General features: G+C 56.1%; 20 protein-coding genes and 1 tRNA gene. 14 read left to right on the top strand and 7 right to left on the bottom strand.

Annotation, left to right across the window (positions count from 1 at the left end):
- Positions 1 to 10: 10 nt before the first annotated feature.
- Entirely contained in the window at positions 11 to 760 is a 750-nt protein-coding gene (modA, locus tag JYG33_RS17895; protein WP_207873474.1) for a molybdate ABC transporter substrate-binding protein, read from the bottom strand.
- Between the two features lie 186 nt (positions 761 to 946).
- On the opposite strand from modA, the gene xerD reads away from it, so the two are divergent.
- The 3 genes from xerD to JYG33_RS17880 all read left to right on the top strand — a co-directional run bounded on the left by xerD (position 947) and on the right by JYG33_RS17880 (position 3,875).
- On the top strand, positions 947 to 1,843 hold the full coding sequence (gene xerD, locus JYG33_RS17890) for a site-specific tyrosine recombinase XerD (RefSeq protein ID WP_207875936.1): 897 nt from the start codon (positions 947 to 949) through the stop codon (positions 1,841 to 1,843).
- Positions 1,844 to 1,858: 15 nt separating this feature from the next.
- A complete protein-coding gene (gene ybaK, locus JYG33_RS17885) occupies positions 1,859 to 2,353 on the top strand; it encodes a Cys-tRNA(Pro) deacylase (protein ID WP_207873473.1) in 495 nt (164 codons plus the stop codon).
- Between the two features lie 292 nt (positions 2,354 to 2,645).
- Positions 2,646 to 3,875, top strand: coding sequence for an MFS transporter (locus JYG33_RS17880; protein WP_207873472.1), 1,230 nt, complete (start codon positions 2,646 to 2,648; stop codon positions 3,873 to 3,875).
- Positions 3,876 to 4,047: 172 nt separating this feature from the next.
- Here JYG33_RS17880 and JYG33_RS17875 read toward each other — a convergent pair whose 3' ends face one another.
- Together JYG33_RS17875 and JYG33_RS17870 are read right to left on the bottom strand one after the other, a co-directional pair.
- A complete protein-coding gene (locus JYG33_RS17875) occupies positions 4,048 to 4,527 on the bottom strand; it encodes a nuclear transport factor 2 family protein (RefSeq protein WP_207873471.1) in 480 nt (159 codons plus the stop codon).
- A 16-nt stretch (positions 4,528 to 4,543) separates the two neighbouring features.
- Entirely contained in the window at positions 4,544 to 5,155 is a 612-nt protein-coding gene (locus JYG33_RS17870; protein WP_207873470.1) for an NAD(P)-dependent oxidoreductase, read from the bottom strand.
- Positions 5,156 to 5,306: 151 nt separating this feature from the next.
- On the opposite strand from JYG33_RS17870, the gene JYG33_RS17865 reads away from it, so the two are divergent.
- Positions 5,307 to 5,696 carry a helix-turn-helix domain-containing protein gene (locus tag JYG33_RS17865; protein WP_207873469.1) on the top strand — a complete coding sequence of 130 codons (390 nt, stop codon included), beginning with the start codon at positions 5,307 to 5,309 and terminating at the stop codon, positions 5,694 to 5,696.
- 53 nt (positions 5,697 to 5,749) lie between these two features.
- On the opposite strand, the gene JYG33_RS17860 is transcribed toward JYG33_RS17865, so the two are convergent.
- Complete coding sequence (locus JYG33_RS17860; protein ID WP_207873468.1) at positions 5,750 to 6,175, bottom strand: PACE efflux transporter; 426 nt, start codon at positions 6,173 to 6,175, stop codon at positions 5,750 to 5,752.
- 75 nt (positions 6,176 to 6,250) lie between these two features.
- Positions 6,251 to 6,325 (bottom strand) — tRNA-Arg (locus JYG33_RS17855).
- A 562-nt stretch (positions 6,326 to 6,887) separates the two neighbouring features.
- Between JYG33_RS17855 and dctP the strand changes: the two genes are divergently transcribed.
- Genes dctP through JYG33_RS17825 form a run of 6 tightly spaced genes read left to right on the top strand, consistent with a single transcriptional unit; the run spans position 6,888 to position 12,893 of the window.
- Positions 6,888 to 7,946 (top strand): TRAP transporter substrate-binding protein DctP, encoded by a 1,059-nt coding sequence (gene dctP, locus JYG33_RS17850; RefSeq protein ID WP_207873467.1) that lies wholly within the window; start codon positions 6,888 to 6,890, stop codon positions 7,944 to 7,946.
- A gap of 26 nt (positions 7,947 to 7,972) precedes the next feature.
- Positions 7,973 to 8,494, top strand: coding sequence for a TRAP transporter small permease subunit (locus JYG33_RS17845; protein WP_207873466.1), 522 nt, complete (start codon positions 7,973 to 7,975; stop codon positions 8,492 to 8,494).
- Positions 8,491 to 9,810 carry a TRAP transporter large permease subunit gene (locus tag JYG33_RS17840; protein WP_045930984.1) on the top strand — a complete coding sequence of 440 codons (1,320 nt, stop codon included), beginning with the start codon at positions 8,491 to 8,493 and terminating at the stop codon, positions 9,808 to 9,810. Before JYG33_RS17845 ends, JYG33_RS17840 begins: the two co-directional genes overlap by 4 nt.
- Positions 9,811 to 9,834: 24 nt before the next feature.
- On the top strand, positions 9,835 to 10,485 hold the full coding sequence (locus JYG33_RS17835) for a GntR family transcriptional regulator (protein ID WP_207873465.1): 651 nt from the start codon (positions 9,835 to 9,837) through the stop codon (positions 10,483 to 10,485).
- Between the two features lie 35 nt (positions 10,486 to 10,520).
- Positions 10,521 to 11,408: a 4-hydroxy-tetrahydrodipicolinate synthase gene (gene dapA / locus JYG33_RS17830; RefSeq protein ID WP_207873464.1), complete on the top strand. Its 888-nt coding sequence runs from the start codon at positions 10,521 to 10,523 to the stop codon at positions 11,406 to 11,408.
- Positions 11,409 to 12,893, top strand: coding sequence for an aldehyde dehydrogenase (locus tag JYG33_RS17825; RefSeq protein ID WP_207873463.1), 1,485 nt, complete (start codon positions 11,409 to 11,411; stop codon positions 12,891 to 12,893).
- Positions 12,894 to 13,110: 217 nt separating this feature from the next.
- On the opposite strand, the gene JYG33_RS17820 is transcribed toward JYG33_RS17825, so the two are convergent.
- Positions 13,111 to 14,088: a LysR substrate-binding domain-containing protein gene (locus tag JYG33_RS17820; RefSeq protein ID WP_207873462.1), complete on the bottom strand. Its 978-nt coding sequence runs from the start codon at positions 14,086 to 14,088 to the stop codon at positions 13,111 to 13,113.
- 166 nt (positions 14,089 to 14,254) lie between these two features.
- Between JYG33_RS17820 and JYG33_RS17815 the strand changes: the two genes are divergently transcribed.
- Positions 14,255 to 16,543: an NADP-dependent malic enzyme gene (locus JYG33_RS17815; protein WP_207873461.1), complete on the top strand. Its 2,289-nt coding sequence runs from the start codon at positions 14,255 to 14,257 to the stop codon at positions 16,541 to 16,543.
- Between the two features lie 75 nt (positions 16,544 to 16,618).
- On the opposite strand, the gene JYG33_RS17810 is transcribed toward JYG33_RS17815, so the two are convergent.
- Entirely contained in the window at positions 16,619 to 17,614 is a 996-nt protein-coding gene (locus JYG33_RS17810) for a tripartite tricarboxylate transporter substrate binding protein BugE (protein ID WP_207873460.1), read from the bottom strand.
- Positions 17,615 to 17,765: 151 nt separating this feature from the next.
- On the opposite strand from JYG33_RS17810, the gene JYG33_RS17805 reads away from it, so the two are divergent.
- Genes JYG33_RS17805 through JYG33_RS17795 form a run of 3 tightly spaced genes read left to right on the top strand, consistent with a single transcriptional unit; the run spans position 17,766 to position 20,503 of the window.
- Positions 17,766 to 18,662 carry an AEC family transporter gene (locus tag JYG33_RS17805; RefSeq protein ID WP_207873459.1) on the top strand — a complete coding sequence of 299 codons (897 nt, stop codon included), beginning with the start codon at positions 17,766 to 17,768 and terminating at the stop codon, positions 18,660 to 18,662.
- Positions 18,663 to 18,671: 9 nt separating this feature from the next.
- Positions 18,672 to 19,172: a tRNA (adenosine(37)-N6)-threonylcarbamoyltransferase complex ATPase subunit type 1 TsaE gene (tsaE, locus tag JYG33_RS17800; RefSeq protein ID WP_207873458.1), complete on the top strand. Its 501-nt coding sequence runs from the start codon at positions 18,672 to 18,674 to the stop codon at positions 19,170 to 19,172.
- Positions 19,136 to 20,503 carry an N-acetylmuramoyl-L-alanine amidase gene (locus JYG33_RS17795; protein ID WP_207873457.1) on the top strand — a complete coding sequence of 456 codons (1,368 nt, stop codon included), beginning with the start codon at positions 19,136 to 19,138 and terminating at the stop codon, positions 20,501 to 20,503. The genes tsaE and JYG33_RS17795 overlap by 37 nt, the downstream gene beginning before the upstream one ends.
- The last annotated feature ends 449 nt before the right edge of the window (positions 20,504 to 20,952 follow it).

Here is a 20,952-nt window from a genome sequence, read left to right as displayed (position 1 = left end):
ATCCTATCTATCAAGGCTTGGCAAAACCGTATTTTGCCAGCACTTGTTGACCGGACTCGGACATGACGAAATCCTGGAAAGCCTGGGCCTTGTCGTTACGGCCGTCACGCTGAACCAAAGCGATCGGGTAAGTAACAGGCTCGGTGGTCTTGAGCACTTCCAGCACTTCCACTTTGTCTTTCATGATGGCTGCGTCGGTTGCGAACACGAAACCGGCTTCCACTTCACCACGGGCCACGTAATCCAGCACCTGACGCACGTTCTGGCCCAGGATTTCGCGCTGTTTGACCGCATCCCACTGACCGGCTTTTTCCAGAGCAGCCTGGGTGTAGCGGCCAACCGGCACCACAGCAGGATTACCCAGAGCAACACGTTTGACTTCTGGCTTGCCCAGATCGCCAGCGTTAGTCACTTTAGCGGGGTTGTCGCTAGGCACAATCAGCACAACCTGATTCTGCACAAAATTCTTGCGAGTAGCGGGATCAACGGCCTTGGCTTCCTCGGCCTTGTTCATGGCTTTCTGGTCTGCCGACGCAAACACATCCACAGGAGCGCCATTGACGATCTGCTGCAACAAGACATCCGATGCGGCAAAGCTGGTCAGCACTTTAGTGCCGGGGTGCTCTGCTTCAAACTGACCGGCCAGTTCCTTGAAGGCGTTGGTCAGGCTGGCAGCAGCGGCCACCACCAACTCATCGGCTTGGGCGGTGCCTTGCAGGAACAGGGATAAGGCGGCTACCGATACGACACGTTTAAACATTGTTTTCTCCTCCAGGACGGGTGTAACGAATTAGTATAATCAGGAAATATATATAGGTATATAGCGCAGGACACCCTATCTACTGAATGAAGATCATCATGCTGGAGTGATAGCATGATGACTTTCTCGCCCTGTTTCCCTGTACTAAAGCTCTCTGAAACCCGGCTTTATGACGCCTCCATTCCCATGACGCAAGCCAGTCTGATTTCCGATTTCATCACCATGCTCTGGTTGCAGGATGGCCTGGCCGCCAACACGCAGCAAGCGTATCGGCAGGACTTGGAGCGCCTGGAAGAATGGACTCAGCAAGAGCGCGGGGGAAAGCCGCTGGAGCAGCTAGAAGCGATTGATTTACGAGAGTGGATGGCCAGCCAGTCCGGCCACAGCAAAGCCAGCACCGCCAACCGCAGACTAGCGACTTTGCGCCGCTTTTACGATTGGACGGTACAGGAAGGCATGCGTCAGGATGATCCTTGCCTGGAACTGAGCAGTGCCCGTCAGGCCCCGCGCGTCCCGCACACCTTGTCCGAAGAGCAGGTAGAGCGCCTGCTGGCAGCACCAGACATTCATAATCCCCTGGGACTGCGTGATCGCTGCATGCTGGAAACCTTGTATGCCAGCGGTTTGCGCGTCACTGAACTGACTGAGCTCCCCCTGCAAAACCTGAGCCTGAGCGACGGCGTGCTACGCATTGATCAGGGCAAAGGCGGCAAGGACAGACTGGTTCCCTTGGGCCAAGAAGCCATGCACTGGATCGAGCGGTATATGCAGGAGTCCCGCCCGGCTTTGCTGGGCCAGCGACGCAGCGACTTTGTCTTTATTACCGCGCGTGGCACCTGCATGAGCCGCCAATCCTTCTGGCTGATCGTCAAAAAGTACGCTGCCCAGGCCGGGATTTTGGCCCCCTTGTCCCCGCACGTTCTGCGTCATGCTTTTGCAACTCATTTGCTGAATCACGGTGCCGACTTGCGCGTCGTGCAGATGCTCCTGGGGCACGCCGACATTTCCACGACCCAGATTTATACTCATGTGGCACGTGAGCGCTTGAAAGCCTTGCACGCAGCCCATCACCCACGCGCCTGAGCGCCCTACCCAGATATGGCTAAAGAAAAACACGTTAGCGAAACACCCGCCACGCAATGGCTACGTAAAAATGGCATTTCCTTTACCGAGCATAGCTACGACTATGTCGATCACGGCGGAGCCATGGAAGCAGCAGCCCAGCTAGGTCTGGACCTGCACCGGGTGGCCAAGACCCTGATCATGGAAGATGAAAGCGCCAAGCCGTTGATTATCGTGATGCACGGTGACCGTGAAGTCTCCACCAAGAATCTGGCCCGTCAGACGGGCGCGAAAAAGATCGCCCCCTGCAAGCCAGATGTAGCCCAGCGCCACTCTGGCTATATGGTTGGCGGCACCTCGCCCTTTGCCACCCGCAAGGCCATGCCTGTGTGGCTGGAAGAAGAACTGCTGGAGTTCGACACCATTTACATTAACGGCGGCCGACGCGGCTATTTGCTGGGCATCAACCCTCAGGTTCTGATCGACAAGCTGGGAGCACGACCAGTACAAGCGGGTCTGGAAAAAGGTTGAGCTTAAAAAAGCTGATCTTATTGAGCAACAAGTACAAAAAAGACGGGCTAATAGCTCCGTCTTTTTTTATGTCCCTCGCTCGCTTGAACCATCAAACGCCGCAGTAAACAGCCTGGTTCTGCGCCCTACACTTCCTGCCACGCACAGCCCACAACAACAACCTCCTGCAACTGGAACTGGATCACGGCGCCCTACAACACTGTCCACCCAATCGCTTTTCACAAGACAAGGTGATTGCACCTCTTTGGCATTTCGCCAGATAATTCAAACCTGAATAATAAGAGGGGACCCCATGTTTCAATCCTTGCGCCAGCCCGCCGTCATGACGGTGACTTTGGCTGCTGCTGGCATCCTGATGGTCACCATGGGGATACGCCAATCCTTCGGTCTATTCGTCGGCCCCATTGATAAAGCAACCGGCATGGGCATTATGTCCATCAGCTTTGCAATGGCCGTCGGCCAACTGGCCTGGGGTGCCATTCAGCCCATTGCCGGTGCCTGCTCGGATCGTTGGGGTCCAGACCGTGTACTGATTGCAGGCCTCCTGATTCTGGCTCTGGGCTGCGCCGTCACTCCGTTTATTGGCTCAGGCCTGGGCCTGACCTTGACGCTGGGCCTGCTGGCCAACCTCGGCTCGGGAGCAGCCAGCTTTTCCACCTTGATTGGTGCCGCCGCCCAGCGCATTCCCGACCATGCACGCGGCCAGGCCTCAGGCCTGATCAATGCAGGCGGCTCCTTCGGGCAATTTGTCTTCGCCCCCGTTGTACAAAAACTGATCGGCTGGGTGGGTTGGATGTCCACCTTCTGGGTCCTGGCCCTGACCGCCCTGCTGACCCTGCCCTTGATCCGCAAACTAAGCCCTGGCGGCAAGACTAACAAAGCGGCGGCTGCCCCAATCCCCGCTCCCCTTCCCAGCGGCCCTGGCCTGGCCGAGACAGTCAAAAGCGCCATGAAAGATCGCAGCTATTTGCTGTTGAGCCTGGGCTTTTTCACCTGCGGTTTTCATATTGCGTTTCTGGTCACCCACCTGCCGGGGGAGATTGACCTGTGCGGACTGCCGCCTTCGGTGGCAAGCTGGTCACTGGCCTTGATCGGTCTGGCCAATATCTTCGGTAGTATTGCCGCTGGCTCCTGCATTGCCCGCTGGCGCAGCAAGTACGTACTGGCGCTGATGTATGCCTCTCGCGCCGTGCTGATCCTGTGGTATTTGATGATGCCTAAAACCGATCTGGTGTTTTATATCTTCGCCATCGGATTGGGACTGACCTGGCTGGCCACCGTACCCCCAACGGCCAATATCGTTGCCAAGCTGTTTGGCACGCGCTATCTGGCTACCCTGTTCGGTCTGGCCCTTTTCTCGCATCAGATCGGCGGCTTTCTAGGTGCTTGGCTGGGTGGCATTGCCCTGACTCGTTTTGGCGACTATAGCTGGATGTGGTGGGCTGATATTGTGTTGGCCGTACTGGCTGCCATCGTCAATCTGCCGATACGCGAAGCCAAGATCAAGATGCAGACGGCTTAGGCGACTCGGGATTACAACCCTGCTAAACCACCGCAAAAACGCTTGCCCCAAAAAGAACCCTGTTTAACGGCCCCTTCATCAAAAAGACCCGCCAGTGATGGCGGGTCTTTTATCTGGCGTACACATAAGTCCTCTTTGCACTGGGGCAGCGCATCACCCCGAACTAGCGACCTTAGAACATGGTATTGCTGTTGGCAGCCTGCTCCGGCACGGCCTGAATCACATCCCAGTGCTCCACAATCTTGCCGTCTTGCACCCGGAAAATATCAATCACCGCCTGTCCGCGATCGGCCTTGCCATTGGTCGAGTGCACATGCAGATAGACCAGATCACCATCTGCGGCACTACGCACAATCCGCGCACGAGACTCCGGGTTTTCTTTGAAGTAGCCACCAAAATAACCCACAAAAGGCGCCTTTCCGTCCGGCACTTCCGGGTTGTGCTGGATGTAGTCCTCGGCCACCACGGCTGCCGCTTCCTGCACCTGATGCTTGTTGAAGAAGCTCTCGTAAAAATCGACCACTAGCTTGCGATTGCTTTCTTCCTGAGCCACATCACGAGTCGGCGAATTGGCAGCCAACACTGCATTTGTGCTCAACAAGAAAGAGCCCGCTAATAACACTGGAGATACCCATCGGATTAAACCTTTCATCAGTCCCACTCCTTGTTCAATAACCTACGGTGAATCGCTGGCGCGAATGGGCTGGACGTTCAATCTCGTCCACCAAAGCGATGGCGTAATCCTCATAAGAAATCTTGCTGCCCTGGTCCGAGACCAAAAGGCTGTCTTTGCCGACACGGAACTTGCCTGTGCGCTGACCTGGGCCGAATTCAGCCGATGGGGACAGGAAAGTCCAATCCAGCTCTTTTTCCTGACGCAACTGATCCAGGAAAGCAATGCCACCCAAGGCCTCGGTACGGTACGCGTCCGGGAAAGCAGGCTGATCAATCAATCGCTGACCGGGAGCCACTTCCAGACTGGCAGCACCACCCACAACCAGATAGCGCTTCACACCGGCAGCACGAACCGCCGTGATCAGTTTGGAAGGGTCTGAAGACGCAAAGCGAACTGCACTAATCGCCACATCGTGACCTTGCAGTAGCGCGATCAAACCGTCCAGATCATTCACATCACCCTGAACAGCCGTGACATTGGGCAGGCTGGCAATTTTTTCAGTATGGCGAGCAATCGCTGTCACCGTATGGCCGCGATCCGAGAGTTCTTTCAAAAGGCGCGAACCAACTTCGCCAGAAGCACCTATCAATGCAATACGAGACATAACAGCTCCTTGTGTGCTCAAATTAAGACTTGGTCTATAAAGTAGACCATTAAGTGTGATGCTAGACAGTTTTTTGACAGTCCACAAGAAGTCACGCAAGCCATACCAGGTCACATGGAAGTGACTATTGAACCCCAGAAGGCGATGACACATGTCCTCATCAAGCGCAGCAGTACTGGCTTCCAGCCCAATACAGGAAGAATTTGAACAACCCTGTCCCATACGGGATGTACTGGATCGAATTGGCGACCAATGGAGCCTGCTGATCCTGGAATCCCTGGCACCGGGCACCCTGCGCTTTAACGAGCTGGGCCGAGAAATCGGCGATATTTCCCGCCAAATGCTCTCACGCACCCTCAAGCGTCTGGAAACTGATGGTTTTGTACAACGGACCTTGTACGCAGAAGTACCGCCACGCGTGGAGTACACGCTGACCGAATTGGGGCAATCCTTTCTGGTGCCCATGCGAGAGCTGGTGAAGTGGGCAGATGTGCATCATGGACGCATCTGCCAGGCGCGTCGGGACGCTCAGGCGGAGTGACTATAGAAAACAAAAAAGCCGCATTACGCGGCTTTTTTATTGAGCGATGGGCTTCAAGCCGCGCTGGCTGGCAAGCCAAACACTCGATCAAAGGTCCAGCTAAAGATAAACGAGTAGATCAGGAAGAACACCAGAATGGCGACTTCCATACGCAGCGCTTCCATCAAGCCAACCTGATACCACCACATATACAAAGGCACGATGGCAATCACCAAGCCAGCCTCAAAGCTGATGGCATGCACGCTACGGCGCAACAGGCTGCGGCCTTTAATGGCCTGGCGGGATTCCCAATGCTCGAACGCCGTGTTGAACACGTAGTTCCAGATAATCGCGATCACGGAAATAGCCACTGCAATCGGAGCAGATTCAGAAGCCTCGCCCCCGGCAAAATACGCCAGCAGGAAAGAAGAAAAAACTATGGCGAAAAATTCAAACAAACCCACGTAAAAAGCGCGGCGTTTCCAACCTTGGAGTGTCATGACTAAGCTGCTTGTGCGCACGCCCCGCAGCCCCAAGATCAAGGAGCCAAGAGAACGGTGCGATTAAAAATACGATGGCGGGCCCAGCAGGAATCGAACCTGCAATCTTCCCTTAGGAGGGGAAAGTTATATCCATTTAACTATGGGCCCGGTGGGCTTTCTGTGGAGTGGGCCCAAGCGGGCCAGACGCCACATACACCGCAGGAATTCAGGCTTTACAGCACATGAAGGCAGATTGACTGCCTTGTTCTGTGCGTAAAAAAACAAGCCTTTTCCTGGCAAGTGCAGCCGGAAGTGCTACAGCAAAGGGCCTGTTCAACAAGCCAATCCCGCTACTGCGCGCTTCTCAGAAAAGCAGCCGCAAAGTGTACCAGCTAGACCGCAGGCGCGAAAGGATTCCAAGGGCCGCATGAAGCGCCTCAAGCAGCTTCAAAAAAACACAAAGAGAGCTATACCAGTACTGCTTCAGCCCTCTTTGCGAAACCCGAAACCACATCCAGAAACAGGCATCAAAAAGGCAACGCCATCCCCTGCCAAGGCCTGAAAAAAACTCCAAGCCAGTCCACAAGCCATCTACGGCCCCTTCTAGGACAAACCCCAATCTAAATATGTTGTTAATATATTTATAAAATATTAAGATGATTTCCATGCTCTCGCCCTGGCCACAGGCCTATGACAGAGCTGGACTATAAAAAAACCACCGGAGACAAATATGAAATCCAAACTTGGTGCTTCACGAATTGCTGGTTTGTTTTTGTTGTGCGGTATGGCCTCGGTACAGGCTGCTGACATCAGTTGGCGCGTTCCCACTTCCGTACCGGAAGGATCGCCCTTCTATCAGAACTTCCTGGAGCGTTTCGCAAAGAATGTGAAGCTCATGACAGGTGACCGGGTTGAAATCCAGCCCTTTGGAGCGGGGGTCATTGTTCCTGCCCTCAAGGTGTTTGAAGCCGTCGAAACCGGCGTCGTGGAAGCTGGGCACTCCACCTCCAGTTACCTGGTCAATCAGGATCCAGCCAATGCGATTTTTGCGGGCTATCCGGGCGGCATGGGGCCTGATGCCTATCGTGTCTGGCTGTATGAAGGTGGTGGCAAGGAAAAGCTGCAGGAGCTGCGCTCCAAAAACGGGCTCAAAACCATGATTGTCGGCCTGGGTTCGACCGAGGTGATGGCCCACTCCAACACCCCTATTCGGAATGCAGAGGACTTGAAAGGGCTGAAATACCGCACTTCCGGCGCCTGGGCCGACGTGATGAAAGATTATTTCGGTGCCGTTCCCACCGTGGTTCCTCCTGGCGACACCTACACCCTGCTGCAACGCAAAGGGGTCGATGCAGTGGAATGGGCCACCCCCTCCTCCAACACCCCCGAAGGCTTTCATCAGGCTGCCAAATACATTGTGGTGCCAGGGGTGCATCAGCCCACCTTCATGTGGGAAGTGGTCCTAAAGCAGGAAACCTGGGACAAGGTACCGGCCGATTTGCAAAAACTGATCGAGGCCGCTGCCGAACTGACCACCCACCAATCTCTGGATTACTTCTACAACGCCGATATCAAAGCCATGGAAAAGTATCGCCAAGGGCGCAATGAAGTGATCACCCTGGATCCGGCCTTCATCAAACAATTGGCTGATGCCGGTAATGACTGGGTACACAAGAAAGCCGATGCGCAAGCCCAGTCCGGCAACGACTACATGAAGAACTTGCTGACTGATTACGATGACTTCCTGAACCGTTGGCGCAGCGAAAGCAATTACCTGATCCGAGACTAAGTCCCACTTTCTGAAGGAGAGCTGCCATGCTGCAGCCTATTTCAAAACTGATCGACTTTATCGCCCTTGCAAGCTCTCGGCTGGCTGAAATGGCAGCGGCAATCCTGGTCGCTGCCATGGTGTGGGAAGTCTTTGCCCGCTATGTCCTTCATGCTCCTACCGTCTGGGCCTTTGATGTGGCCTACATGATGAATGGTGCTATTTTTCTGCTGGGCATGGCCTGGGTGATGCGTCAGAACGAACACATCAGCATTGATGTGGTTCGCAAGCACTTGCCCAGGTCCTTTGCTCACATTTCAGACCTGGTCCTGTATTTGCTGGTGCTGTTTCCCCTCTTTGCCGTTTTAAGCAAAGTCAGCATTCACAAAGCCTGGATGGCCTGGAAGCTGAACGAGGTCGAAATGGTCAGCCCCTGGGCGCCGGTCATGTGGCCCTTCTACGCCTGCATTGCGATTGGTCTGGTTGCCTTTACCTTGCAATTGCTTGCCCATGGCCTGCGCTGTGCAGTCAAAGAACAAAGCCCTGCTGACGTCGAGGTGAACCCATGAATTTATGGATCGCCGGACTGATGTTCCCTGCGCTGTTCCTGCTGATTTTTCAGGGCATGCCCGTGGCTTTTGCGTTGATCCTGCCCGCCTTTCTGGCCGGTTGGTACGCCTTTGGCCCCATGGTCTTTGACCAGATGTATGGCGCTTTGTACGGCGCGGCCACCAACCATATCCTGTCAGCGATTCCCATGTTCGTCCTGATGGGGGCCCTGCTGGAGCGGTCAGGCATTGCTGCACGCCTGTTTCGCACCATGCAGCTCTGGCTGGGCGGACTGCCGGGCGGGCTGGCCATTGCCACGATCGCCATGGCAGCCACCTTTGCTGCTGCGGCAGGTGTGGTTGGAGCGGTAGAAATCATGGTGGGGCTGATGGCCATCCCGGCCATGAAGCGCTTTCGCTACAACAACTCGCTGATCGCGGGAACGATCTGCGCCGGGGGCTCCCTGGGCACCATGATTCCCCCCTCGGTGGTTGCGGTGGTCTACGCTTCCCTGGCCCAGGTTCCGGTTGGCGAGCTGTTTGCTGCCATGCTCTTTCCGGGCTTGTTGATGACCACGCTCTTTGTGGCTTACATCCTGATCGCCACTACGCTCAAACCTGAGTTGGGGCCTCGCGCCGATGACGAGGATATGCGCAGACCCCTGGGTGAAAAAATCAGTATTACGATGCGTGGTCTGGTTCCCATGATGCTGCTGATCATCGCCGTTCTGGGCTCGTTGATGAAAGGGATAGCCTCCCCCACCGAAGCCGCTGCCTTGGGTGCTGCTGCCGCCGCTGTTCTGTGTATTTTCTACCGTCAGTTCAACTGGGAAGTCTTCAGTGGAGCCTTGCGGATCACGGTGCGCATTACGGCAATGATCATGCTGATTGTGGCCGGAGGTACCATGTTTACCGGTGCCTTTGCCGCCAACGGTGGTGCCAAGCTGGTGCAAATGCTCACCAGCGATCTGGGGCTGGGCAGCACAGGTACGATCATCCTGTTTCTGGGCATCGTATTTCTGTTGGGCTTTGTACTGGACTGGACAGCGAACGTGCTCATTTGCGTTCCGCTTTTCCTGCCCTTTATTGTGGCGACCGGGCTGGACCCCTTGTGGTTTGGCGTCATGGTGATTGTTGTCATTCAAACCAGTTATCTGACACCGCCCCTGGCTTCATCTATTTTCTACCTCCTGTCCATTGCCCCGAAAGACATGACATACGGACAAGTTTGTCGAGGTGTAGTGCCGTTTATTCTTGCCCAGTTGCTGACCTTGTTGATCGTCGCCCTGTTCCCCGCGATTGCAACCTGGCTGCCTCAGCAAGTATCCGGTTTTTAACGCCATTTTTATATTGGAGTCTCTGTGAGTAGCGCCCCCACCCCTTCTTCTCGTGCCGCTGAAACCGCCTACCAGGCGATTGAGCAGTTAATTGCCACACTCAAACTGGAGCCTGGTCAGGCCATCGTGGAAAGTGATCTGGTGGAAATGACAGGTTTGGGACGCACCCCCTTACGTGAAGCCCTGATGCGTATGGTGGCCCTGGGATTGATTGAGCAGCAGCCACGCCGTGGTCTGCGTGTCAGTGAAATCCGTGTGGCTGAACACCTGACTCTGATTGAAACGCGACGGGTTCTGGAGCGCTTGATTGTGCAAGGGGCTGCCCGATGGGCGACCCCAGCCCAGCGCAGCACCTTGCTCGGCCACGCCCAGGCCATGGTCGACGCCGCCAATGCCAAAGATATAGACGCCTATATGTTGGCCGACCAGCATCTGGACGAAGTCATCCACCAGGCCTGTCGCAATACCTTCGCTGTGCAGGCGGTCACCCCCATGATCGTTCAGTGCCGACGATTCTGGTACGCCTACCAATATGAAGGTGACCTGGAAGCCGGGGCTCAAGCCCACTTGACCCTGGCTGAAGGAATCCAGGACGGAAATCCCGACATGGCTTTGCAGGGCTCCGAAACGCTGATGGCTTACCTCAGCACCTTCACCCGCAAAGTCATTGAATAAACCGATAGATCAACTATTAATAATCTGGAGACATCATGAATCTGAACGGCATTCTCGTTCCTATCGTTACCCCGTTTGACGCCAACAACCAGTTAAATGAAGCCGCTCTGGAGCGTCTGGTTGAGTGCTTTATTGAAGCTGGCGTAGGAGGAATTGTGGCCTGCGGTACCACAGGCGAATACTACGCGCTGAGCGCACAGGAGCGTCGCCGCGTACTGGAGATTGTTGCCAAAACCGGCCGTGGTCGCACCACACTGATTGCCGGCGTGAACTCCATGTCACCTGCCGAAGCCATCAGCCGGATTCGTGAAGCCGAAGAATTGGGTTACGAAGCCCTGATGCTGTCCCCTACACCCTACAGTTTGCCGGGTCAAAATGAGGTGGTGGCTTATTTCAAGGAAGTGGCGGCAGCCACCACGCTGCCCATCGTCATGTACAACTTCCCGGCACGCATCGGCATACAAATTGAGCTGGAATCCGTCTACGAACTGGCCAAGGTCAAAAACATTGTGGGCATCAAGGAAAGCAGCGGCAACTTCAGCCGAGTGGTGGCCATGGTCAATGCCAATCTGCCAGATTTCCAGGTTGTTTGCGGCTGCGATGACCAAGCGGCCGACTTCCTGTTCTGGGGCGTGCGCAGCTGGATCAGCGGCGGGGCCAATGTGTTTCCTGCCGAGCAAGTTCAAATGCTCAAGGCAGCCGAGCAAGAGGACTGGGACAGCGTACGTCGCATGATGGCAGCCATGCTGCCCGCCATTGCCGCCATGGAGTCCGGCAACTACAACCAGAAAGCCAAACTGGGTTGCGTGCGTCACGGCATTGATGTCGGTTCGGTGCGCTTGCCCCTGCTGCCGGTAGAAGCGCAGGAACGCGACGACTTCCTGGCCCAGATCAACGCTTACCAAGTAGAACAGGAGGCTTGAATGCCCACGCAGAAAGAGACTGTCTTTGAATTGGCCCGCGCCGGAAAGCTGCACGCTTCCCATTTGATTCCGGGCCATCAAACCACGGCTTCGGCCCTGCTCGATAACATCAGCCCTATCGACCTGGCCGTGATTGGCAAAATCGCTGCTGGCCAAGCCTCTGATGTACAAGCGGCTGTCGCTGCCGCACGCACAAGCTTTGAGTCCGGTGAGTGGTCTGAGTTGTCTCCGGCAGAACGTAAAAAGATCATGCTCAAGTGGGTGGCCTTGCTGGAGCAACATGCCGAGGAACTGGCCGCACTCGATTGCGTGGATGCAGGCAAACCCATCACCGAATGCCTGAACACCGACATGCCCGCCACCATCGATACCTTCAGCTGGTATGCGGAAACGGCTGATAAATGCTTTGGCCGCATTTCCCCAACCGGCTCAGACGCGCTGGGCTTGATCACAAAAGAACCCATTGGGGTGGTGGCTGCCGTCCTGCCCTGGAACTTCCCAGCCCAGATGTACGCCTGGAAAGTGGCTCCTGCTCTGGTGTGCGGCAACTCGGTCATTGTGAAACCGTCCGAGCTGACCAGTCTTAGCGCCTACCGCATGACACAGCTGGCACATCAGGCAGGCATCCCCGCAGGGGCACTGATCCTGATCACCGGCACAGGCGAGGAAGTCGGGGAGCCTTTGGGACGGCACGAGGACGTGGACATTGTGTCGTTCACCGGCTCCACCGAAGTGGGTCGCCTGTTCCTGAAATACTCCGCAGAAAGCAACCTGAAGGAAGTCGTGCTGGAATGCGGTGGAAAAAGCCCCCAGGTCGTTTTTGAAGATGCCCTGCTGGACGAAGCGGTCCCCTCCATCCTGGCGGCCGCATTCTGGAACATGAGCGAAAACTGCAGTTGCGGCTCCCGCCTGATCGTACACAGCAGCCTGAAAGACACACTGCTGCAAAAACTCAAACAGGGGCTGGGCTCCTGGAAAGTGGGCTTGCCTACGGACCCGGATGTGTCTATCGGACCGATGGTAGAAAAAGCGCACTTTGAAAAAGTGGCCAGCTTTCTGGAAAACCCCGGAAAAAATGCCAAGCTGGTTCATGGCGGGCGTATTCATAGTGACTTGGGCAGTGGCTGGTATATCGAACCCACTATCTTCGATCACATTACCCCGGAAGACCGCCTGTTCCAGGAAGAAGTGTTCGGCCCCGTTCTGGCCGTCACTACCTTCGAGACAGAAGAGCAAGCGATCACCTTGGCAAACGATACCCAATACGGCCTGGCCGCCTCCATCTACACCCTTGATGTGCGCCGAGCACAACGTGTCTCGCGCAAGATCAAAGCGGGCACAGTCTCGGTGAATGGCTTTTCAGAAGGCGACATCACCGCTCCTTTTGGCGGCTTCAAACTGTCCGGTTTTGGCGGCAAAGACAAGGGAATGGAGGCACTGGATCAGTACCAGCAAACCAAGGCGATCTGGTATGTCAATCAGTAAGCCGCTGCTTGCATAGCCCAGGCCTCAATAAGCAGGCCGCTGTACACCGCCCCCTCCCAGACTCCTGTACATCAAAATGGGGGGCGGTTCTTGCCATTGAGCTGCTTCGGTTTCCTGGGCAGGTATGACATCCTGCTTCGAGATCTCGTCCGGCTCCCTCGGCATGGGGCATTCACGATGTGACACTAGTAATTAGCCCGCAACAGACAGAACGATACTAGTAGAAAAAAGCCCCCCGCTCCAAGGGCACCGTCTTGTCCGTACACACCCGTTTCAGCTCCTGGGCAAACAGCTTATCCACCGGTCGCTGCGGGCCAGCCTCACGCGTAAACAAGGCGATGGGCGACAAGCCCCACTCGAAGGAATACGGCACGATTGCCACCCCGGACACGCGCACCAGCTCTTCAGCAATTTCGGTCGGCACCACAGACACCGCACGAGGGTGGTTCACGATCAGCTCACCGATCAGCTTGGGAGACGAGGTTTCCACGCTGGGCACTGGCTCCAGCAAACCTGCCCGTAAAAACAAGTTCGCCACCTGCCGCCGCATCGGCGTATTGCGCGGCCCTAGAATCCAGTCCAGATCCTGCAGTTGTGACCAGTCCAGCTTGCGCCGCCCCAGTCGACCTGCCAGTTCTCGACTGGCAATCAGGCGCGGTTGCTGCGCGTATAGCGCCTCATGACGCAGGCCTTTCATATTCAATTCGGGGGAACTGCGGGCTACTACGGCATCCAGGGCGTGATCGCGCAGTTGTTCCAGCAGGGTCTCTGTCAGTCCTTCAGTAATGCTGACAGACACGACCTGCCCTTGGGGGCGAGTGGCTCGCAAGGCAGTGGAAACCAGCTTGCCGGACACCAAAGGAATGACGCCCAAACGCAAATGGGCTTGCCGCCCCATGCTGTGCGCCTGCAAGTCCAGGCTCAATAACTCCATATCCTGCACCATGGCCCGAGCGCGTGAAATCACGATCTGACCCTGCGGTGTTGCCTCCATGCCACGGGAGGAGCGCAAAAACAGCGGAGTGCCAAAAACCTGCTCGACCTCGGCCAGCGCCTGGGTGACGGCAGGCTGGCTCATCGCCATCAAATCAGCCACTTTGGTGAGCGAGCCCAGGCGATCAATCTCGATCAGCAATGCCAGGTGACGCAGCTTCAGCCGTTGCACCAACCTATGGGCGATATCGTTTGTTTCCAAGCCTTTGCCTTTAACTATAAGTATTTACTAATGGGGTAATAATAAGCCCTAATACCCTGGCCTGTTTAATTATCTACACTTGTTGAAAAGCGGCGCTGGTGCCTACTTCCCACGCCATTCCCAGATTCCACCAAACACCTGTTTGACGCCTGAGCAAGAGGAAACTATGAGTTCACCCGTAGATCGACAAGCTGCACTGGATTATCACGAGTTCCCGATTCCCGGCAAAGTGACGATTGCCGCCACCAAGCCCCTGGTCAGCCAACGCGATCTGGGCCTGGCTTATTCGCCCGGTGTGGCCGCTGCTTGTGAAGAAATTGTTATCGACCCGCAAAATGCCTTCCGCTACACCGGCCGTGGCAATCTGGTGGGTGTGATCTCCAACGGTACGGCTGTGCTGGGTCTGGGCAATATTGGTGCGCTGGCCTCCAAACCCGTGATGGAAGGCAAGGCCGTTCTGTTCAAGAAGTTTGCTGGTCTGGACGTGTTCGACATCGAGATCAACGAAACCGACCCTGACAAGCTGGTCGACATCATTGCCGGTCTGGAGCCGACTTTTGGTGGCATCAACCTGGAAGACATCAAGGCACCCGAGTGTTTTGAAGTTGAGCGCAAGCTGCGCGCACGCATGAATATCCCCGTCTTCCACGACGATCAGCACGGTACCGCCATTTGTGTGACGGCTGCCTTCCTGAACGGCCTGAAAGTCGTCGGCAAAGACATCAAGAAGATCAAGGTTGTGACCTCCGGTGCCGGTGCAGCCGCTTTGGCTTGCCTGGACTTGATGGTGGACATGGGTCTGCCTGAAGAAAACGTCTGGGTCACCGACATTGATGGCGTGGTCTACAAAGGTCGCCCCGGCCATCAAGTGCCTGAACTGGCCCGTTTCGCCAAAGAAACCGAAGCCCGCAAGCTGGCTGATGTGATCGAAAATGCCGACGTGTTCGTGGGTCTGTCCGCCGGTGGCGTGCTGAAAGCTGAAATGCTGCAAAAAATGGCAGACCGTCCTTTTGTGATGGCACTGGCCAACCCCACCCCCGAAATTCTGCCTGAAGTGGCCAAGGCCGCTCGCGATGACGTCATCATGGCAACTGGCCGTTCGGACTTCCCGAACCAGGTCAATAACGTGCTGTGCTTCCCTTACATCTTCCGCGGTGCGCTGGATGTGGGTGCGACCACCATTACCCGTGGCATGGAAAAAGCGGCTGCACGCGCCATTGCCGCCCTGGCTGAAGAAGAGCAAGACGAAGCCGTGGCCGCTGCCTACGGTGGGTACGGTCTAAGCTTTGGCCCCGACTACCTGATTCCCAAGCCATTCGATCCACGCCTGATCGTGCGTATCGCCCCTGCCGTGGCCCAGGCCGCCATGGAAGAAGGTGTGGCTACCCGCCCTATCGCTGACCTGGAAGGCTACATCGCCAAGTTGCAGCAGTTCGTCTACCACTCCGGCGCGTTCATGAAACCCGTGTTTGCGGTGGCCAAGCAATTGGTACGCGAAGGCGGCAAGGCTCGCATCGTCTTTACGGAAGGTGAAGAAGAACGCGTTCTGCGTGCCGTGCAAGTGATTGTGGACGAGAAGCTGGCTCACCCGATTCTGGTTGGCCGCCCTGCCGTGCTGCTGTCCCGCATCAAGAAATTTGGTCTGCGCCTGCGTCTGGGCGTGGATGTGGAAGTGACCAACCCCGAGTCCGACGACCGTTTCCACCAGTACTGGACAACGTACTGGGAAAAAATGTGCCGTCGCGGTATCAGCAAGGAAATGGCTCGCGTGGAAATGCGCCGTCGCCTGACTCTGATTGGCTCGACCATGGTGCACCTGGGCGATGCCGACGGCATGATCTGCGGCACGATCGGCTCCTACCACAACCACCTGCGTTACATCGACGAGATGATCGGCCGCAAGCCCAACTCCAGCGTGTACGCCGCCATGAACATTCTGCTGCTGGGCGAGCGCACGGTTGCCTTGACGGATACCCACGTCAACGACGACCCAAACGCACAGGAAATTGCGGAATACACGATTGAAGCGGCCCGCATGTTGAGCACACTGAGCCTGGAGCCCAAGGTTGCCTTGCTGTCGCGCTCCAACTTCGGTTCGGACTCGGCGGCTTCCGGCCCCAAGATGCGCGAAGCCCTGAAGCTGATTCAGGAGCAGGCACCCGACCTGCAAGTAGACGGCGAAATGCACGCCGACTGCGCGCTGGACGAATCCCTGCGCAGCCGCACTTTGCCTAACTCGTCCTTGAAAGGCTCGGCCAACCTGCTGGTCTGCCCGAACGTGGATGCAGGCAATATCAGCTACAACTTGCTGAAAACCGCCGCAGGCAGCAACGTGGCTATTGGTCCTTTCCTGATGGGTGCTAATGCTCCGGTGCACATCCTGACTTACAGCTCTACCGTGCGTCGCATTATCAATATGACTGCACTGACCGTACTGCAAGCCAATCGCGGCTAAGCCTTAGTTGCAGAAACAAAAAACCGGCCTTTAAAAAGGCCGGTTTTTTTATGGGTGACGCTAAACGCCAAAGGCTTATTCCAGCTTGATATTGCCTTTCTTGACCACGTCGTGAGCCCAGTCGTACTGCTCTTTGATTTCCTTGGCGAACTCTTCAGGCGAATTCCCAGAGGGTGTTGCACCCTGCTTTTCCAAAGCCGAAATGATTTCGGGCTTTTTCAAGGCCTCTGCAGCGGCTGCATGCAGTTTGGCGACGACTTCAGGAGGCGTACCTTTAGGAGCCAGCAGACCGTACCAGGCCGGGCTGTTCAGTTGTGGGTAACCCTCTTCCGCCAAAGTTGGCACGTCTTTCAGAGCAGGCAGACGCTCGGGCCAGGCAATCGCCAGGGCTCGCAAATTACCCGCCTGAATCTGGGCCATGGAGGATGGCAAGTTATCAAACATGGCATTGATCTGGCCGCCCACCGCATCCGTCACAGCCGGGCCTGCGCCACGGTACGGAACGTGCACGATATCGGTGCCCGTTTCCAGCTTGAAGGCTTCACCAAACAAGTGCAGCACCGAGCACGTGCCCGAGCTACCGTAGGAGTATTTGCCGGGATTGTCTTTCAGTTGTTGCACAAACTCTTTGAAGTTTTGTGCCGGGAATTTGGGATTGACCTCGATCACGTTGGGCAGGTTCGCAAAGTTGCTGACCGGCACAAAGTCTTTCAAAGGATCGTAAGGCAAATCATTAGGACGGCAAGCGGGGTTCACTGCCAGAGTCGAGATAGTGGCAATCGACAAGGTATAGCCATCGGGTTTAGCGCGAGCCGCTTCTGCCGCTCCAATCGCACCACCGGCACCGCCTTTATTTTCCACAACCATGGTCTGGCCCAGGACCTCGCTCATCCCTTTGGTGACGATACGCGCCACAATATCCGTGGAGCCACCAGGAGCAAAAGGAACAATGACGCGAATAGCCTGATTAGGATAATCAGCTTGAGCATGGGCAACGGTAGCTGTACCAATTACCGACAAACTTGCACAAAGGGATAGCAGCGCAAATTTCTTGGGAAACTTCTCTATCATGGGAACATCTCCTCTTTAGTCTTTTTGTAGATCCATCCCCTGGGTAAGGGGAACTCACCAATAATAGCGCAGCTAATCCTCAACAATTGTTAATTATGAAAGCAGAGACCCACAGGGGATATACCTATATCTGCTTCTATTTACCGTCATCATGGCCACAATATTCCCGCTGATCCTGCCCGATTTTCTGTTGATCGCATTGGGCGCTTTACTGCTTCATCGCTTCCATTTCAGCCGGGAGTTTTTCCTGGGTGCCGAAAAGCTGGTCTATTACGTGCTGTTTCCAGCCCTGCTGTTTGATTCCATTACTCGCATCCCGCTGAACCTGGGTGATACCTGGCCGCTCTTAGTCGCGGCAGCCGCCCTGATAGCGGTCGGCACGGCATTAGCCTGGTTGGCCTTGCCCATTCTGAAGCCCGAACACTTGCAGCACGCCGCCCTGACCCAGTGCGCGTTCCGCTTCAATACTTATTTAGGCATGTCCCTGGCCAGCGCCATTGCCGGGCCATCAGGCGTGGCCGTCATGGCCTTGCTGGTGGGTTTTTCTGTGCCTATGGCCAATATGGTGGCGGTGACCGTGCTGGCACGGGGGCAACAAGGCCGTATTGCCATTGAGCTGCTTAAAAACCCATTGATTTTGTCTACGGTGGCAGCCCTGGCCTGGAATCTGGCCGGTTTCTCTGTCCCCGCCCCCCTTCAATTGGCATTTAGCCGACTGGGTGCTTGTGCCCTGGGCATCGGTTTGTTGTGTGTAGGCGCCACCTTATCCTTGCAAGGGTCACGTCAGGCAGGTGCCTTGATCAGTTGGATTACGGCCATCAAGCTGCTGGCGCTGCCGGTTGCCGCACTGGCTATTGCCTGGGTGTTGGATATGAGCGCACTGGAGCGCCAGATGTTACTGGTATTTGCCGCTCTACCCACGGCCTCTTCTGCCCACGTACTGGCTGCCCGCATGGGAGCCGATAGCCGTCTGGTCGCGCTGACCATGTCGATCGGCACTATACTAGCGGGCTTGACCATTCCACTGTGGTTATCCCTCGCTACCTGATCCAAGCCTATGAATCCGCAAGCTTTAACCCTGTCCTTGCCTGACGAGGACGCCACCACGGCCTTGGCCGAGCGCCTTGCCCCGCTACTGAGCGGCCAGGTGTCCGGAGTGCCGACGGGTGGCCGAATTCATCTTCATGGTGACCTGGGCGCCGGTAAAACCCACTTCGTTCGAGCCCTGTTGCGGGCTTGCGGCGTTACCGGTCGTATCAAAAGTCCTAGCTACGCTTTACTTGAAAGTTATAAAGTTTCTAGCTTATACTTCTATCACCTTGATTTTTATAGATTTAGCGATCCACGAGAATGGGTCGACGCAGGTTTTCGCGATATTTTGCAAGACAATGCTGTTGTGCTGATCGAATGGCCCGAAAAAGCAGGGGATTTATTGCCCGAGCCCGATCTGGATTTACACCTGGATTATTGTGGTGACGGTCGTTTGGCCACCCTGGATGCACGCAGCGCCAAAGGAACGCTATGGATTACGACACTCGCCCCCAGCCAGCAGAAGTAGCCCCAGCCGGCCAGGCCCGTCGCCGATTCGTCGCCACGGCCACTACCCTGTTCCTGCTCCCTGTCATCCCACGACTGGCGCACGCCAGCACGATTGTGGCTGTCCGTACCTGGCCAGCAGACGAATACACACGCGTCACCCTGGAGATGGATAGCGAACTCAAGGCCGAGCACTTCACGCTGGAGAATCCGCACCGCATGGTGGTGGATATCCAGGGCCTGACCATGAACCGCACCATCGAAGAGCTGGTTTCCAAGGTCCGTCCTAACGATCCCTATATCCGTTCCGTTCGCGTGGGCCAGAACCGCCCCGACGTTGTGCGCATGGTGCTGGATCTGAAGCAACCCGTCGCCCCCCAGATCTTTACGCTAAAGCCCGTGGGTGAATACAAGTACCGTCTGGTACTGGACTTGTACCCTCGCGTGGCCCAAGACCCGCTGCTGGCTTTGCAAATTCAGGACGACAACGATCCCCTGGCATCCGTACTGGAAAGCCTGGCTCAGAACTCGCCCGACGCTCCTGTGCCTACGGTACAAGGGCAGACTTTGCCGCCCGTCGCTCGAACACCACCGCCTGTTACCACCCCACCGCGCTCTCCTTCGCCTGCAGCCACACCCGGCACGCCCAATCGCCCCTTGCTGATTGCGCTGGACCCCGGTCATGGTGGTGAAGATCCCGGTGCAATCGGCCCCGGCGGTACACGTGAAAAAGACGTGGTGCTGAACATCGCCCGACGCTTGAAGCGCCTGATCGATGCCCAGCCCAATATGCGTACCTATCTCACGCGCGACTCGGACTTCTTCGTGCCGCTGCAAGTGCGTGTACAAAAAGCGCGCCGAGTAAAAGCGGATCTGTTCATCAGTATTCACGCTGACGCCTGGATCAAACCCAGTGCGCGAGGCTCGTCTATCTACGCCTTGTCCCAAAACGGTGCAACCAGCTCGGCGGCCCGTTGGCTGGCCAAGAAAGAGAACGATGCCGACTTGATCGGTGGCCTGAACCTCGGCTCCCATAACCGTCAGGTTGCTCAAATTCTGCTGGACCTGTCTACAGCCGCGCAGATTAACGATTCCGTCAAAGTGGGTGCTCACCTGCTAGGCGAAATCGGCAAGATCAACCGCTTGCACAAACGCAGTGTTGAGCGGGCCGGTTTTGCTGTGCTCAAGGCTCCGGACATTCCGTCCATCCTGATCGAAACCGCCTTCATCAGTAATCCGGAAGAAGAGCGTCTGCTGCGCAGTTCCTCGCATCAGGACAAGATCGCACAAGCCATCCTGACAGGAATTCGCGGATACTTTGCTGAATTTCCGGCACTGGCTAGCCGTAGTTAAATATCAGCCTGGTGGCTCTTGAAGAAAGCGCAGCAACTTTTTGCTGCGCTTTTTTTCGTTTGTAGCCTCTGGGGATACCCTGAGAGAGCAGCGCTCTGTTTGAGCGCTAACTGGTGTGGCTTTTTCTTGAGGGGGAGCAGCTAGTCGGAAGGCGAGTTAGGACTCTGGCCGCAGGCTCTTGAGCTATCCAGGATGCAAGCCCCGTGCTGTTTGAGCGCGACGCTTATAGCTCGTCCGGGGGACGAGCTATCGCGCGAGTTCACGGGGCGCCTGGATCGCTCAAGAGACAAGGGAACCCGTGCGCAGCACGGGCCAGAATCCCGCCTGCAGACTAGCTGCTCCCCCTCAAGAAAACTGAGGCATTCTTTGTAGTGTGCTCAAGCAGGGGCGGCGACTCCAGGAATGCGAAGAGCACCAATGGATTACCTTAAACACCTGAACCCAGACTT

Origin of the sequence: Alcaligenes sp. SORT26 (assembly GCF_017377875.1) — a bacterium.
GTDB classification, from domain to species: Bacteria; Pseudomonadota; Gammaproteobacteria; order Burkholderiales; family Burkholderiaceae_B; genus Alcaligenes; species Alcaligenes parafaecalis.
Note: the sequence above shows the minus strand (reverse complement) of the source record. Positions and strands in the feature narration are given on the sequence as shown.